At 65.5% G+C, this 15,896-nt stretch carries 12 protein-coding genes; 4 read left to right on the plus strand and 8 right to left on the minus strand.

Annotation, left to right across the window (positions count from 1 at the left end):
• Positions 1-131: 131 nt before the first annotated feature.
• The 3 genes from QMX82_RS07275 to QMX82_RS07285 all read left to right on the plus strand — a co-directional run bounded on the left by QMX82_RS07275 (position 132) and on the right by QMX82_RS07285 (position 6,106).
• Complete coding sequence (locus QMX82_RS07275; protein ID WP_133862515.1) at positions 132-2,573, plus strand: glycogen/starch/alpha-glucan phosphorylase; 2,442 nt, start codon at positions 132-134, stop codon at positions 2,571-2,573.
• A 262-nt stretch (positions 2,574-2,835) separates the two neighbouring features.
• Positions 2,836-4,932, plus strand: a complete 2,097-nt coding sequence (gene glgX, locus QMX82_RS07280; RefSeq protein WP_282281946.1) for a glycogen debranching protein GlgX — start codon at positions 2,836-2,838, stop codon at positions 4,930-4,932.
• A gap of 163 nt (positions 4,933-5,095) precedes the next feature.
• A complete protein-coding gene (locus QMX82_RS07285) occupies positions 5,096-6,106 on the plus strand; it encodes a class 1 fructose-bisphosphatase (RefSeq protein WP_133862513.1) in 1,011 nt (336 codons plus the stop codon).
• Between the two features lie 504 nt (positions 6,107-6,610).
• Here the strand turns inward: QMX82_RS07285 and copD are convergent.
• The 8 genes from copD to QMX82_RS07325 form a co-directional block, all read right to left on the minus strand.
• On the minus strand, positions 6,611-7,507 hold the full coding sequence (gene copD, locus QMX82_RS07290; RefSeq protein ID WP_208692399.1) for a copper homeostasis membrane protein CopD: 897 nt from the start codon (positions 7,505-7,507) through the stop codon (positions 6,611-6,613).
• 2 nt (positions 7,508-7,509) lie between these two features.
• Positions 7,510-7,881, minus strand: a complete 372-nt coding sequence (gene copC, locus QMX82_RS07295; protein ID WP_208692397.1) for a copper homeostasis periplasmic binding protein CopC — start codon at positions 7,879-7,881, stop codon at positions 7,510-7,512.
• Positions 7,882-7,914: 33 nt separating this feature from the next.
• A complete protein-coding gene (locus QMX82_RS07300; RefSeq protein WP_208692395.1) occupies positions 7,915-9,705 on the minus strand; it encodes a SulP family inorganic anion transporter in 1,791 nt (596 codons plus the stop codon).
• Positions 9,706-9,915: 210 nt separating this feature from the next.
• Positions 9,916-11,127: an ammonium transporter gene (locus tag QMX82_RS07305; protein WP_208692393.1), complete on the minus strand. Its 1,212-nt coding sequence runs from the start codon at positions 11,125-11,127 to the stop codon at positions 9,916-9,918.
• Between the two features lie 195 nt (positions 11,128-11,322).
• Positions 11,323-11,907 (minus strand): IMPACT family protein, encoded by a 585-nt coding sequence (locus QMX82_RS07310; RefSeq protein WP_282281955.1) that lies wholly within the window; start codon positions 11,905-11,907, stop codon positions 11,323-11,325.
• Complete coding sequence (locus tag QMX82_RS07315) at positions 11,904-12,560, minus strand: TetR/AcrR family transcriptional regulator (protein WP_282281959.1); 657 nt, start codon at positions 12,558-12,560, stop codon at positions 11,904-11,906. The genes QMX82_RS07310 and QMX82_RS07315 overlap by 4 nt, the downstream gene beginning before the upstream one ends.
• A gap of 70 nt (positions 12,561-12,630) precedes the next feature.
• Positions 12,631-14,007 (minus strand): uracil-xanthine permease family protein, encoded by a 1,377-nt coding sequence (locus tag QMX82_RS07320; RefSeq protein ID WP_282281961.1) that lies wholly within the window; start codon positions 14,005-14,007, stop codon positions 12,631-12,633.
• Positions 14,008-14,076: 69 nt separating this feature from the next.
• Positions 14,077-14,874 (minus strand): outer membrane protein OmpK, encoded by a 798-nt coding sequence (locus tag QMX82_RS07325; RefSeq protein ID WP_282281962.1) that lies wholly within the window; start codon positions 14,872-14,874, stop codon positions 14,077-14,079.
• A gap of 270 nt (positions 14,875-15,144) precedes the next feature.
• Between QMX82_RS07325 and QMX82_RS07330 the strand changes: the two genes are divergently transcribed.
• On the plus strand, positions 15,145-15,522 hold the full coding sequence (locus QMX82_RS07330; RefSeq protein ID WP_183632784.1) for a hypothetical protein: 378 nt from the start codon (positions 15,145-15,147) through the stop codon (positions 15,520-15,522).
• Positions 15,523-15,896 lie beyond the last annotated feature (374 nt).

The raw sequence follows: 15,896 nt of genomic DNA on the forward strand, positions 1-15,896 counted from the left end.
AAGGCAAAAATCAGCGAGGAAGCGCAGTTTACGAGCGGTAAATGAGCATTCTGAGTTGATTTTCAACGCAGCATCACCGATGCGCAGGTACTTTTCAGACAAAGCTCAAGCGCTTGCAGAGGTCAATCCTGATGACAAGACCCCGCTTCATCTCGCCCAACGAAGTTTCCGCGCTCCGTACCAACATCCTCTCCAAGCTCACCTACGCCGTCGGCAAGGACCCCGACAACGCCCTCGACCACGACTGGTTCCAGGCCACCGCTTTGGCCGCTCGGGACTACATCGTCGACCGCTGGATGAGTCGCACGCGCGACGCCTATCGCACCGGCCAGAAGCGGGTCTACTACCTTTCCCTGGAATTCCTCATCGGTCGCTTGCTGATCGACAGCCTGTCCAACCTCGGCATCCTCGAAGAGACCCGCCGTGCCCTGGCCGACCTCGGCGTCGACCTGGAACGCATTCGCGGGCTGGAGCCGGACGCCGCCCTGGGTAACGGCGGTCTCGGCCGGCTGGCCGCTTGCTTCATGGAAAGCATGGCCACCCTGGGCATCGCCAGCCATGGCTATGGCATCCGTTACGAGCATGGTTTGTTCCGCCAGGTGATCGCCGATGGCTTCCAGCTGGAGCAGCCGGAGAACTGGCTGGATTTCGGCAACCCCTGGGAGTTCGAACGGGCCGAGGTGGTGTACGAGATCGGTTTCGGCGGTCACGTCGCGCCCTACGGCGAAGGCGATCCGCGCCGCCAGGTGTGGACGCCCGGCGAACGCATCCGTGCGGTGGCCTATGACACCCCGGTGATCGGCTGGGGCGGGGAGGGCGCCAATACCCTGAGACTCTGGCGTGCCCGACCGCTGGAGATCCTCCACCTGGAAACCTTCAACGCCGGCGACCATGTCGGCGCCGTGGCCAACGAGGCGCGCGCTGAGAGCATCTCGCGGGTGCTCTATCCGGCCGACAGCAGCGAAGCCGGCCAGGAGCTGCGCCTGCGCCAGGAGTATTTCTTCGTCGCTGCCTCGCTGGCCGACCTGACCCGCCGTCATCTCAAGCAGCACAACGACCTGCTCAGCCTGCCCGAGCACGTGTCCATCCAGCTCAACGACACCCACCCGGCCATTGCCGTGGCCGAGCTGATGCGGCTGCTGGTGGACGTCCACGGCATTCCCTGGGACGCCGCCTGGAGCACCACCGTCGGCACCCTCAGCTACACCAACCACACCCTGCTGCCCGAGGCGCTGGAGACCTGGCCGGTGCAACTGATGGAGCGCCTGCTGCCGCGGCACATGCAGATCATCTACCTGATCAATGCGCAGTTCCTCGACTCCCTGCGCGCCCGCGGCGAGACCGATGGCGCCATGATCTCCTATGTCTCCCTGATCGACGAAAGCCAGGGTCGCCGGGTGCGCATGGGTAACCTGGCCTTCCTCGGCTCGCACAGCACCAATGGCGTGTCGGGACTGCACACCGACCTGATGCGCAAGACGGTCTTCCGCTCGCTGCACCGACTCTATCCGGATCGCATCAACAACAAGACCAACGGCATCACCTTCCGCCGCTGGTTGCACCAGGCCAATCCGGCGCTCACCGACCTGCTGGTGGATACCCTGGGCCAGGGCGTGCTGCACGATCCGGAAAAGACCCTGCCGCAGCTCAAGCCCTATGCCAACGACAGCAACTTCCGCGAGCGCTTCGCCCTGCAGCGTCAACGCAACAAGGACACCTTCACCAGCCTGGTGAAACAGCGGATGGAGATCGATCTCGACCCCGCCGCGCTTTTCGACGTCCAGATCAAGCGCATCCACGAGTACAAGCGGCAGCTGATGAACCTGCTGCAGACCATCGCGCTGTATCAGGCCATCCGCGACAACCCCAACGGCGACTGGACGCCGCGGGTCAAGATCTTCGCCGGCAAGGCCGCCGCCAGCTATCACCAGGCCAAGCTGATCATCAAGCTGGCCAATGATGTGGCCAAGGTTGTCAACAACGATCCCCTGACCCGCGACCTGCTCAAGGTTGTCTTCCTGCCCAACTACAACGTCAGCCTGGCCGAGGTCATCATTCCGGCGGCGGACCTGTCCGAGCAGATCTCCACCGCCGGCATGGAAGCCTCGGGCACCAGCAACATGAAGTTCGGCCTCAATGGCGCCCTCACCATCGGCACCCTGGACGGCGCCAATGTGGAGATGTGCGAGCTGATCGGTGAGGAGCACATGTTCATCTTCGGCCTCAAGGCGGCCGAGGTGGAGGAGCGCCAGCGCAGCGGCGGCATCTCCTCGGACATCATCGAGAATTCGCCACGCCTGGCCCAGGTTCTGGCGGGTCTGCGCGGTGGCCAGTTCTCCCCCGAGGATCCGGCTCGCTACAACAGCCTGCTCGACGTGCTTACCTGGCACGACCGCTTCCTGGTCTGCGCCGACTTCGATGCCTACTGGGACGCCCAGCGCCAGGTTGAAATGCGCTGGCAGCAGCCGGACAAATGGTGGCAATCGGCGGTGATCAACACCTCCAGCATGGGCTGGTTCTCCTCCGACCGCACCATCCGCGAATACGCCACGGAGATCTGGAAGGCGCTGTAGTCGTTATAGGGTCTATCGCGGCCATGGCGGTCCGCCGCTGCGGCCGCTCCTACAGGCCATCCGTAGGAGCGGCCCATGGCCGCGATAAGGGCCACGACAGAGCCGGCGCACAAGCAGGATGTGCTGGGCTTCGCTACGCTCAACCCAGCCTACGGCGGCTGGCCATGGCCACGATCAGCCACTCCCCGACTGAGAACCCCTGCCTTCCACGACGTCTACATCCTTGCAGTATCCGCCCCGCAAGCCCGTCACCGGAGTCCCCATGCCCCGCACCTCTACCCGCCTCGAAGCGGGCAATCCTGCCCATTACGGTGCCACCCTCGTCGACGGCGGGATCAACTTCGCCGTCTGGTCGCCGGCCGCCGAAGCGGTCGAACTCTGCCTCTATGACGCCAAGGGCGAGGCCGAGACCCAGCGCCTGGCCTTTCGCGAGCACGAGGGCGGCGTCTGGCACGGTTTTCTGCCCGGCGCCAAGCCGGGGCTGAGATATGGGTTGCGCGCCCGAGGCGCCTATCGTCCCCGGGACGGTCTCAGATTCAATGCCAACAAACTGCTGGTGGACCCCTGGGCCCTGGCTGTGGACCGGCCCTTCCAGCTGCACCCCAGCACCTATGGCTTTCATCCCGAAGACCCCAGCCGCCCGGACGAGCGCGACAGCAGCGCCCATGTTCCCAAGGCCATCGTCCTGCCGCCGGTCGACAGCATGGCGCCGACGCCCAAGCGCCGCGCCGCCGGGCTGATCTACGAGCTGCACGTGCGTGGTCAGACCCAGCTGCATCCGCAGGTGCCCGCCCGCCAGCGCGGCACCCTGGCGGCGTTGCGCCATCCCGCGCTGATCGAACACTGGCAGCGCCTCGGCGTCACCACCCTGGAGCTGCTGCCCATCGCTGCCTGGGCCGACGATCGCCATCTGCCGGCCCTGGGCCTGGCCAACTACTGGGGCTACAACCCGGTGCTCATGGCCGCCATCGATCCGCGCCTGGCCGGGCACGAGGCCCTGGGCGAATTGCGCGAGACGGTGGCCACCCTGCAGGCCGCCGGCTTCGAGGTGCTGCTCGACGTGGTCTTCAACCATACCGGCGAAGGCGATGAGCTCGGCCCCACCTTCAATCTGCGCGGCCTGGACAATGCCGGCTACTACCGCCTGCAGCCGGACGATCCGGCGCGTTATATCAACGACATGGGTTGCGGCAACTGCCTGGCCCTGTACAGCCCGCCAGCGCTGCGCCTGACCCTGGACAGCCTCCGGCACTGGGTGACCGCCGCCGGCGTCGACGGCTTTCGCTTCGACCTGGCGCCGGCGCTGGGTCGTCTGGAAAGCGGCTTTGATCGTGACGCACCGCTGCTCCAGGCCCTGGCCCAGGATCCGCTACTGCGCCAGGTGCGGCAGGTGGCCGAGCCCTGGGACATCGGTCCCGGCGGTCATCAGGTCGGTGCCTTTCGCGCGCCCTGGCAGGAATGGAACGACGCCTTCCGCGACGACGTCCGCCGCTTCTGGCGCGGCGACGAGGGGCTGCGTGGTGCCCTGGCCACCCGCCTGGCCGGCAGCGCCGATCTCTTCGGCACGGGCGATCGCAGCTTGCGCACCAGCGTCAACTTCATCACCGCCCACGATGGCTTCACCCTGGCCGACCTGGTCAGCTATGCCGAAAAGCACAACGAGGCCAATGGCGAGGAGAATCGCGACGGCACCACCGACAACAAGAGCTGGAACAACGGCGTCGAAGGCCCGAGCGACGATCCGGCCATCCAGGAGGACCGCGCCGCCGACCAGCGCGCCCTGCTGGCGACCCTGATCCTCGCCGGTGGCGAACCCATGCTGACCGCCGGCGACGAATTCGGCCGCACCCAGCAGGGCAACAACAACGCCTATGTGCAGGACAACGAACTGTCCTGGCTGGACTGGCAGCAGGCCGGCAGCCCCGCCGGAAGGCTGCAGAGTGCCTTTGTCGGCCGCCTCATGGCGCTGCGCCAGGCATTACCGGCGCTGCAGGCGCAACGGCTGCTGGGGCGACCCGATCCCCGTGGCTGGGTCCGGATCGAATGGCTCGATGCCGACGGCGCGCCGATGGACGACGGTCGCTGGCAGGCGGGGGGCAGCTTGCCGCTCGCCCTTACCCTGGAGCCCCTCGATGGCGAGGATCAGCCCCAGGCCGCACGGATCTGGTTGGCCTTCCAGCCACGACGGGAGGAAATCGACCTGAGATTGCCCTCGTCACGTGACGGACATCACTGGGTGATACAGCTGGACAGCCGTCAGCCTGAACTGGAACCCGACTCGGCAGTCTACCCCAGCGCCGAAAATCTCCGTGTTGGCCGAGGCGTACTGCTGGCCGTGGAGACCCTGAACGCGCGCTAGGCGCGCGTTCCCTGTCGGCCGCCGGTGTCCAGTGAGCTGTCACCTCGGCAGGAAACCTGGAATCGGCACTGGCTGGCAGACCTGGCCTGACGGTCCGCTCTGCTTGAGACGGAGCTTGAGCTTTGGCGCTACACTCGCGCCCATCATTACAAGGAGCACCGCGATGTCCCGGATATCCCTCAGTCGTTACCTCATCGAGCAGACCCGCAGCCACAAGACCCCGGCCGACCTGCGCTTCCTCATCGAAGTCGTGGCCCGGGCGTGCAAGCGCATCAGCTACGAGGTGTCCAAGGGGGCGCTGGGTGGCGTGCTCGGCAGCATGGGCACCGAGAACGTCCAGGGCGAAGTGCAGAAGAAGCTGGACGTGCTGTCCAACGAGATCCTGCTGGAAGCCAACGAGTGGGGCGGCACCCTGGCCGGCATGGCCTCCGAGGAAATGGACCAGGTTCACCAGATCCCCGGTCACTACCCCAAGGGCGCCTACCTGCTGATGTTCGATCCCCTGGACGGCTCGTCCAACATCGACGTCAACGTCTCCGTCGGCACCATCTTCTCCATCCTGCGCAAGGACTTCGTCAGCAGCACCACCGGTGACGTGACCGAAGAAGCCTTCATGCAGAAGGGCACCGAGCAGGTCGCCGCCGGCTACGCTATCTACGGTCCCCAGACCATGCTGGTGCTGACCCTGGGCGACGGCGTCAAGGGTTTCACCCTGGATCGCGAACTGGGCAGCTTCGTGCTGACCCATGAAGACATCACCATCCCCGAGACCACTGCCGAATTCGCCATCAACATGTCCAACCAGCGCCACTGGGAAGCCCCGGTCAAGCGCTACGTGGACGAGCTGCTGGCCGGCAAGGAAGGTCCCCTGGGCAAGAACTACAATATGCGCTGGATCGCCTCCATGGTGGCCGATGTCCATCGCATCCTTACCCGCGGCGGCCTCTTCATGTACCCGCGCGACGCCCGCGAACCGGAAAAGCCCGGCAAGCTGCGCCTGATGTACGAGGCCAATCCCATGGCCCTGCTGGTGGAGCAGGCCGGTGGCGCGGCCACCAATGGTCACCAGCGCATTCTTGACGTCCAGCCCGACGGCCTGCACCAGCGGGTGGCGGTGTTCCTGGGCTCCAAGGAAGAAGTCCAGCGCGTGACCGAGTACCACCGCCAGCGTTGATCGCCTTCAAGCCGGGCCGCCTGCAACGGGCGGTCCGGTTCATCTCCTGCTCCCCGCTTCAGCGTTCAGTTCCGATCCAGTCTCCCTAATCCTGCGCTGATTCGCGTCCGACGAAGATGGCCGCGCAGTCGGTCGGGCTGCATTCGCATCGCGTGAGAAGCCCTTCGCCAGGAACGTCCTGAAATCCGCTGTCGTCCTCTTCGCACCAAGCTGTGCGGCGGCGGAACCTTGGGCGTCGCCCGGGTCATCCAGGATGGTTCCGGTTTCGGCCATGACAGCGACCTCGGCTATGTGGCCAGGGTCCAGGCCGGCATCCTGCCGCAGGTCAACGAGCGCACCTCCCGGGAAGCCGGCTATCGCTACCGGCGCAGTAACGCCAAGCCCGATATCGACCAGGACGGCGCCAAGCTCGGTTCGAGCCAGCTCGACAGCAGCAAGGAAATCTACCTGGGTATGAACGTCTATTTCCGAGGCGTACCGGGGCGACAGCGGTCGCCCAGGCTTTCAGCTGAAGGGATCCAGACCCGAGAAGGCCGCCACCAGCGCGACGGCGATCACCCCCAGGGCGATCTCCACGGCCGTGGCCCGGCGCAGCAGCTGCCATGCCTTGGGTCCCTGACCCAGTCGCGGTACCAGCAGATAACGATTGGCCAGGGCCAGGACGACCATGGTCGCCACCACCAGTACCTTGGCCAGCAGCAGAGCGGAGTAGGGCGTCAGCCGCAGCAGGCCTTCCGGCCCGAGGATCAGCAGGCTGTTGAGCACGCCGCTGAGCAAGGCCAGCGCCACGCAGAGCTGCCCGGGCAGCGAGTAGCCGCGCAGCAAGTGCTGGACGTCATCTCTCAGGTATACGGGCGGCTGTCCCAGGCACAGCAGCACCCCGGGCAGACTGCCCAGCCAGAATCCTGTCGTGAGCAGATGCAGGGCCTGGTTCAGCTGATGCACCCCGCCGAGCCCGCCCAGCGTCGCGGCGGCATGGCCACCCAGGGCCAGACTGGCCAGCAGCAGGCCGCTGAACCCCCATAGCCACCGACTGCCGCGAATCCCGGGTCCCACCAGCAGCCACAGCGCCAGCAGCAGACCCAGTGGCCATTGCCAGCGCCAGCCATGCCCGGCCTCGGTGGCCAGATACAGCCGCCACAGCGGCAGGTTGAAGGCATCCGTCCAGCCCTCGCCCACCAGGGCTGCCTGCAGCGGTAACTGGCTCGACACCCCGAGCAGCAGCAGCGCGCCCAGCAGGCGGGCCGAAAGACGCGCGCGCTCCAGTAGCCAGAAACGCAAGCCGGGGCGACCCAAGCAGAGCGCCAGGGCCAGATAGCCCCAGGTCAGCAGCAGCGGCAGCAGCAGCAGGGTACGGGCGACGGGGCGCCAGGCCTCGGGCGTCGCCAGTCCGGCGTCCATCCCTACTGGACGGTGAAGTGGTAGTCGCCCTGGGTCTTGTGCCCGTCCTTGGCCAGTACCCGCCATTTCACCTGGTAGCGGCCCGGTTCCAGCGGCGCATCCAGCGGCACGTCCAGGGTGCGCTCGTCGCGGCCGGAAATGACCTTGCCGGTAGTGATCGCCGTGCTGGCCTGGCCATCCAGACGTTGCAACAGCACCTGACTGAGAGACGCCTCGATCCCTTCGGAAAAGCTCAGGCTCAGTTGCTTCGGTGCCGCGCTGGTGCTGTCGGGCGCGGGCTCGGCGCTCTTGAGATGGCCGTGGGCGAGGGCCAGGCCGGGCAACAGCAGAGCGGTCAGGGCAAGGCGGCGAGCGAGACGCAGGGCAGCGGTCATGGAAATCTCCGGCGGCAGAGGAAAACCGCCAGCTTAGCAGTCCGTCCGGGCGCCGTCCGCGCCTGGCGCCCGCTCCGCCGCGCGCGCCGCGCATTCGACGAAGGTGCGCGCGGTGCAGGTGCGGCAGACCTCCGGGTCCAGCCGCGGATAGATGCTGCGCAGGGCCTGGTCCTTGGACGAGAAGACATGGCCGTCGCCCAGCTCCTTGAGAAAGCCGGTCTTGGCGAACAGCTGCAGCACCGGGGTACGCGGGCGATGGAAATAGAGATCACCGCCCTGGGCCCGGCGCTCGCGCCATTCCCGCCGCCACAGGTCGTTACCGGCCAGATCGATGAAATTCATGCTCTTGGTCATGAACAGCGCATGCTTCTGACCGGGCTGGGCTCGGCGAAAGCCATCCAGCTGATCGCCGACATGGGGTACGGCGCCAAAGAACACCGAGCCTTCCACCCGTACCAGCTTGAGTTGCGGACACTCCTGCGCCGGCTGGCCCAGTTCGTCCAGTGGCGTGAAACGGCGCTCGGGGGTACGGGGATCCGGCACCAGCGGGCGGATCGCCGGGTGCGAGGTGCGATAGAGATAGGCCACCAGGGACACCAGGGTGCCCAGCAGCACGGCGCGGTCCAAGGGAATGGTCAGGGTCGCCAGCAAGGTCACCCCGGCCACCAGGGCCTCGGTGCGGCTGACCCTGAGCACCTCGCGCCAGCGCCCCAGGTCCAGTAGCCCGCGCGCCACCAGCAGCAGGGTGGCGGCGATGGCTGCCAGCGGAATCGCCGCGATCAGGGCGCCGCCAAAGGCCACCAGCGCCACCACCAGCAGGGCGGCGAACACCGCCGCCAGCGGCGTACGGGCCCCGGCTTCGAAATTGGGCATGGAGCGATTCAGCGAGCCGCAGGACACATAGGCCGAAAAGCAGCCACCCACCAGATTGGCCAGGCCCTGGCCGCGGAATTCGCGATTGACGTCCAGTCGCTGGCCGGAGCGCTGGGCCACCGCCTTGGCGATCGACAGCGACTGCCCCAGGGCCACCAGCGTCAGGGCCACGGCGATCCCGGAGAGATTGCCCAGGTCCTGCAGGGTGACGTCGGGCAGATGGAAGGGCGGCAGCGCCGAGGGAATCCGTCCGACCGTGGCGAGTCCCTGGGCCGCGCCCGGCACGCTGCGTTCCAGGATCCAGGCGCTCAGGCAACCGGCCAGCAGGCCCAGCAGCATGGTCGGCCAGCGCGGGCGCAGCCGGCGCAGCAGCAGGGTGGCGACCAGGGTCACCACACCGATGACCAGCGAGGGCCAGTGGATCGCCAGCGGATGGGCGAGCACATAGCCGAGGACGCCGAAGGCCGAGGTGCCCAGTGGCGGCGACAACCCGAACAGGTCCTTGAGCGAATAGAGCCCGATCAGCACGGCCGCACCGCTCATGAAGCCGAGCAGCACCGAAGGCGAAATGAAGTTGGCCACGGCGCCCAGGCGCAGGGCGCCCACCGTCAGTTGCAGCAGACCAACCAGTAGGGTCACCGCCAGGGCCAGGTCGATGTAGGGGCCGGAGCCCGCCAGCGCCAGCGGCGACAGCGCCGCCAGCAGGGCCAGGGAGTTGGCGTTGGTCGGACCGGTCACCACATGGCGACTGGAACCCGCCAGGGCGGCGACGATGCAGGGCACCACGGCGCCATAGACGCCATATTGCGGAGGCAGTCCGGCCAGGGTGGCGAAGGCCACGCCCTGGGGGAGCGCCAGGACCGCGCCCAGCAGACCCGCACCCAGATCCGCCTTCAGGGTGGTGCGGTCCACCTCGCGGAGCCAGGGCAGCAGGGTCGAGAGGGCGGGCATGGGACACTCCTGGAAAAAGGATCGCCCACTCTACCGATTACTGTTACTGGCCGGCTACCGGCTGCCCGCCATCCACGGTTGCCGCCACGACACCCGCACGTGCTCATTTCTTCACCAGTCGCCGCCAGGCCGGTCTCCGTGGCGTTCTGGTGACTTCATGCACGGGTTATCCACATCACTGTACACGCTAGCTGTGGGTAACCTGGGCCACTAGCCATCGTGGCTGTTGGCGGCGATACGATGGATCGACAGATCGGCGCCCTGGTATTCCTCTTCCTGACTCAGCCGCAAGCCCAGCACGGCCTTGAGCAGCCCGTAGACGGCCAGTCCACCGAGCAGGGCGATCGCGATACCCAGGGCCGTGCCGGCCAGCTGCGCCAGCAGGCTCACCCCGCCCAGGCCACCCAGCGCCGTCTGGCCGAACAGACCGCAGGCGATGCCACCCCAGGCGCCGCAGAGGCCATGCAATGGCCAGACGCCCAGCACATCGTCCAGCTTCCAGCGCGTCTGCACCGCGGTAAAGGCCCAGACGAACAGGGCACCCGCCACCAGGCCCGTGGCCAGCGCGGCGATGGGATGCATCAGGTCGGAGCCGGCGCAGACGGCGACCAGTCCCGCCAGGGGACCGTTGTGCAGGAAGCCGGGATCGTTGCGCCCGAGCAGCAGGGCAGCCGCCGTCCCGCCGACCATGGCCATCAGCGAATTCAGCGCCACCAGCCCGCTGACACCCGCCAGGCTTTGGGCGCTCATCACGTTGAAGCCGAACCAGCCGACGATCAGGATCCAGGAACCCAGCGCCAGGAAGGGAATGTTCGACGGCGGAAAGGCCACCAACCGGCCTTCGCGATAGCGACCCTGACGCGGCCCCAGCAGCATCACCGCCGCCAGGGCCAGCCAGCCACCCACCGCGTGCACCACCACCGAGCCGGCGAAGTCGTGGAAGCGCGCCCCGAACAGCGCTTCGAAGCTGTCCTGCAGCCCCAGGTTGTTGTTCCACATCAGGCCTTCGAAGCAGGGATAGACGAAGGCCACGATCAGCGCCGTAGCGCACAGCTGCGGCACGAAGCGCGCCCGCTCGGCGATACCGCCGGAGATGATCGCGGGAATGGCCGCGGCGAAGGTCGCCAGGAAAAAGAACTTCACCAGTCCGTAGCCATTGTCGGCGGTCAGCACCTGGGCCGGGGCGAAGAACGTCACGCCATAGGCGATCCAGTAGCCGACGAAGAAATACACCAGGGTGGAAATGGCGAAGTCGGCGAGGATCTTGGACAGGGCATTCACCTGGTTCTTGTGCCGCACGGTGCCGGCTTCGAGAAAGGCGAAACCGGCGTGCATGGCCAGCACCATCACGGCGCCTAGCAGCAGGAACAGGGTATTGGCACTGTGGACCAAGGTCGCCACGGCGGAAGGCAATTCGTTCATCAGGGCAGTCGTCGCAAAGAGTTGCACCAAAAACATGCCTGGCGGTTGCTTGATGCGCTTTTTTGGGGCGCACTGCGGCTCTCGGCAGGTTCAGTCTTGCCGCCAGACAGAGCGCAACCGGGGGTGGACGCGGGAATGCGCCAGGGCGGTGCAAGTCGGAAAGGCGTGCACCACCAGACAGCAAAGGTCGTGCCGCTAAAGCGAGCGCAGAACGATCCGCCCGCTGCTCAGATTGGTCAGCAAGGTCGCCACCTCGTCGCGACGCTGCGGTTCCACGGCGATCTGCAGGACGATCTCCAGCGCCTGGTAGTCCTCTTCGAGCAGCACCACTGCCAGGGCGGCCAGGCGCGCCTTGATCAGTGGCCACTCCGCATAGGTACAGGCGAAGCCATAGTCCTGCCGCAGCACCAGCGGCTGCTTGTCCGCCTGCTGCAGGCAGCGCGCAGCGCAACCGCCATAGGCGCGTACCAGTCCGCCGGTACCCAGCTTGATGCCGCCGTACCAGCGGATGACGACCACCACCACCTGGTCGCAATCCTGCCCCTCGATGGCGGCGAGGATGGGCCGACCCGCGGTGCCCCCGGGCTCACCGTCGTCATTGAAGCGGTATTGGTTGCCAAGCTTCCACGCCCAGCAGTTGTGGGTCGCGGTCGGTACGCTCACGCGCTCGATAAAGGCCATGGCCGCTTCCACCGTGGTGACAGGCGCGGCGAGGGCAAGGAAACGACTCTTGCGCACCTCTTCTTCAAAGGCGGCATCCCGGATCAGGGTGAAGGTCATGGCGCCTTGAGACCCAGTCCCTTGAGGATGACATGGGTCAGGGTTCGCGCCGCCTCGTCGAAATCCTGCCGGGTCAGGCGGCTGCGTCCGGTCACCTGGCAGATCTGGCTGGCGAAGTCGGCATAGTGCTGGGTGCTGCTCCACAGCAGGAAGATCAGGTGGACCGGATCCACCGGGTCCAGCTTGCCAGCCGCGATCCAGGACTCGAACACCGCCGCCCGGCTGCGAAACCAGGTCTGGTAGTCCTGATCGAAGTATTCGTACAGGCAGTGACCGCCGCCGATGATCTCCATGGCGAAGATCCGCGAGGCCAGCGGCTGGCGCCGCGAGAATTCCAGCTTGGCGCGGATGTAGCGGCTGAGGGCCTCGGCCGGATCGTCATCCACGGTCAGGTGGTTGAAGGTGCTGTCCCAGAGTTCGAGGATGTTGCCCAGCACGGCCATATAGAGGCCGAGCTTGTTGTTGAAGTAGTAGTGGAGATTGGCCTTGGGCAACCCGACGCGCTGGGCGATGGTGTTCATGCTGGTGCCCTTGAAGCCGTGGCGGGCGAATTCTTCCTCCGCCGCGCTCAGGATCGACTCCTCATTCTTCTGCCGGATGCGTCCGGCCGGCTTGTCCTGGCCGGCGTGATGGGCGGGTACGAGAAGGGTCATGACAACTGGAGGATCCAAAGGCGCGGCAGGCATCAATAGCGTACCCCCGGTCCCGGACACAAGGGATCTTTTATGGGTGTGGCGCTGGCGAGCGGCATTCCGTCAGCGCTGCGCTGCGCTCTTCGGGCAGCAGCAGGTTGAGCAGGATGGCGGTGATACCACCGCTGGTGATCGCGGTATCGAACAGACTCTTCACCAGTGGCGGCAACTGATCCAGCAGTGTCGGCTGGCTGGCGATACCCAGACCCACGCCAAGGGAAGTGGCGATGATCAGCAGGCTGCGGCGATCCAGCGTGCATTGCGCCAGCAGCCGTATTCCAGCCGCGGCGACACTGCCGAACAGCACCAGGGTCGCACCGCCCAGCACTGGCTTGGGAATCTGCTGCAGGACGGCGCCCAGTATGGGAAACAGGCCCAGCACCAGCAGGATGGCGCCTATCCAGTAGCCGACATGGCGGCTGGCCACGCCGGTCAGCTGGATCACCCCGTTGTTCTGCGCGAAGGTGGTGCTGGGAAAGGTATTGAAGGTGGCCGCGAGCAGGCAGGCGACGCCGTCACCCAGGACCCCGCCCCGCAACCGCCGCAGATAGCCGGGGCCTTCGATGGGTTGCCGCGAGATCAGGCAATTGGCGGTCAGGTCGCCGGTGGTCTCCAGGGTGCTGATCAGATAGATCAGCGCGACCGGCAAAAAGGCCGACCAGTCGAAGGCGAAGCCGAAACGAAAGGGGAGGGGGACGCTGACCAGGGGCAGATCCGGCAGCGCCTGGGGTTTCAACAGGCCGCAGCTCCAGGCGGCCAGGGAGCCCACCAGCAGGCCGATCATCACCGCCGACAGCCGCAACCAGGGTCGCCGTGACAGATTCAGGCCGATGATGATCACTAGGACCAGGCCGCCGAGGGCCAGGTTGAGCGGTGCGCCGAAGTTGGCGGCCTTGGCGCCGCCGCCGAGATCGGTGACGCCTACCCTGATCAAGCTGATGCCGATCAGGGTGATGACGATGCCGGTCACCAGTGGCGTGATCACCCGGCGCAACAGGCCCAGGCAGCGACTCAGGCCGATCTGGACGAAGGCGCCGAAGAAGCAGACGCCAAAGATCATCGCCAGGATGTCCTCCGGCGTCCCGCCCCGCTGCTTGACCAGCATCCCGGCTGCCAGCACTGCGGACAGAAAGGAGAAACTGGTGCCCTGCAGGCAGATCATGCCCGCCCCCAGCCCAGCGGCACCGCGGGCCTGCAGAAAGGTGCCGACGCCCGACACCATCAGCCCCATGCTGATCAGATAGGGCAGGTGCTCGTGCAGACCCAGGGCCCCGGCAATGATCAGCGGCGGGGTGACGATCCCCACGAAGCTCGCCAGGACATGCTGCAGGGCAGCGCAAAAGGCCGCGAGCGGGGCCGGACGTTCGTCCAGGCCATAGAGCAGATCATCTGGGACGGGACTGGGCATGGTGATTACCTCGCAGTGGCGCGGCGGGCCGAGAAGGCGGCTACAGCACCGAAAGTGGGTCTGGCCGGACTAGAACTGGTACTTCACCAGGAAGCTGAAAACGCTCTGGTCGGTACGAAATCCCTCGCTGTCCTTGATGCCGTACTTGTCCGACCAGTAGTCGTACTCGGTACCCACATAAAGGTGCTTGGCCTCGTACCCCATGGCCTTGCCCAGGTCGTACTTCACCTGTGGATTGAAGTGCAGGTTGGCGTGGTAGCTACCCTTGTTGTTCATCACCCAGTCCAGGTAGCCATCGATGAGCAGATCCGAATTGCCCAGGGGCAGGGTATAGGCCCATACCGGTGTGAGCTGCCAGGTGCCCGAGGGCGCACTGCCGCCATCCGGCTTGCGGTAATAGAGATTCAGCTGGAAGTAGTCGAAGCCCGGCACCTTGAGGTCGAAACCCGGACCGACCAGGTAGTTGCGTTGGTCACGGCCGGCACCCTCGCCATCGTTCTGGTCGTATTCCAGGGTCGTGGCGAGCAGCACATCGGTGACCGGGCCAAAGGAAAGATCCCGGCCGGACAGCTTGCCAAAGGACAGTCGCGGACTGAGTTCGCCGTAGAAGCCCTGATGGCCGTCGCTGGCATTGGTCGCGCCGTTGAACCAGATGCTGTCGACGAAGAGGAAGAGATCGCCCCACGTCCAGCTGCTGGCATGCTCGAAGGTGACTGTCTGCTGGATGCGGGGATCGACCCGGAAATCCTTGCCATATAGATAGGTGAGGCTTTCACCGTGCCACAGCAGCGGACTGTCTGCGGCGTTGGCGACACCGGCTGCGAGCAGGCTGGTGGTCAGCAGCGCGGTGGTTAGGGTCTTGCGCATGTAGGCTCCTGGAAGTGCTTTCTCGTTGTGTGTTGCGTCCGCCGTGCTCAGCAAAATCGACGCCAAACCCAAACGGGCGGAGGAAAATAGTTATTTTTCAACGCCTTGTATAAGGCTTCCGGAAAATTTCAGCTGTTTGGCGTGGCACCAAACCTGACCACTCGCTCAGTTTTCGTGCGATGAAACGGCGGCTGACGCGGCCCTGCTGCGAAACAGCGCACGGGGGCCTGCGCAGTGCTAAGGTGCTTGGCGACCCCGCAGGAGATAGTCATGAAGTTGCTTATCGGTGTGCTGACGGCCTTGCTCTGCAGCTCTTTCGCCTCGGCTCAGGTCCCCCAGGGCGGGACGGGGCAGCCGGGCATCCTCATGATCACCCGCGGCGATGCCTATTCCGGATCAGGATGCGATATAGGTCTGGTGATCCAGGGGCGGCTGGCCGGTACCCTCATGGCGGGCCAGAGTGCTTCCTTCAATCTGCCGCCGGGAGAAATAGCCGTAAGCCTTACCTCTTCCGGTCCGGGTGGCTGTGCAGCGCCCATGGCCAGCAGCGTTTCTCAGTCCATTCTGCTGACCCCGGGCGAGATCAAGCAGTACCGGATCATCGCGACCGAGGCGGGTTATCGCCTGGCGCCCATTCCGCTTTATTGAAGTTTTTTGAAATAACCTGTTGACCTGTCCTGAAACTCCCCTATAATGCGCACCACTTCCGGCGCAGATGCTGAAGCGGCTTGAAAATCAAGCACTTAGGTCTGAGCCGGGCGAGGGGTCCAGGGATTCTTCGCTGTTTGGTCTTCACCTTCGGGTGATGACGGAATGAAGCGGAGGGGGTTAACAGCGTCTTGGGATGCTGTAGGATTCGCCTCCCGCTGCCGAGATTGGTTAGACCGGTCAGGCAGCGCAAGTGGTTGAGTTGAAACGAAAAAGTTCAAATCAACGCTTGACAGGATGTGAGGCTAGCGTAGAATGCGCGCCTCGGTTAGCGACACGGTCGCAACCAACTGCTCTTTAACAAGTTGAATCAA

Origin of the sequence: Pseudomonas sp. PS02302, from assembly GCF_029959585.1 — a bacterium.
Taxonomy (GTDB): Bacteria; Pseudomonadota; Gammaproteobacteria; order Pseudomonadales; family Pseudomonadaceae; genus Chryseomonas; species Chryseomonas aestiva.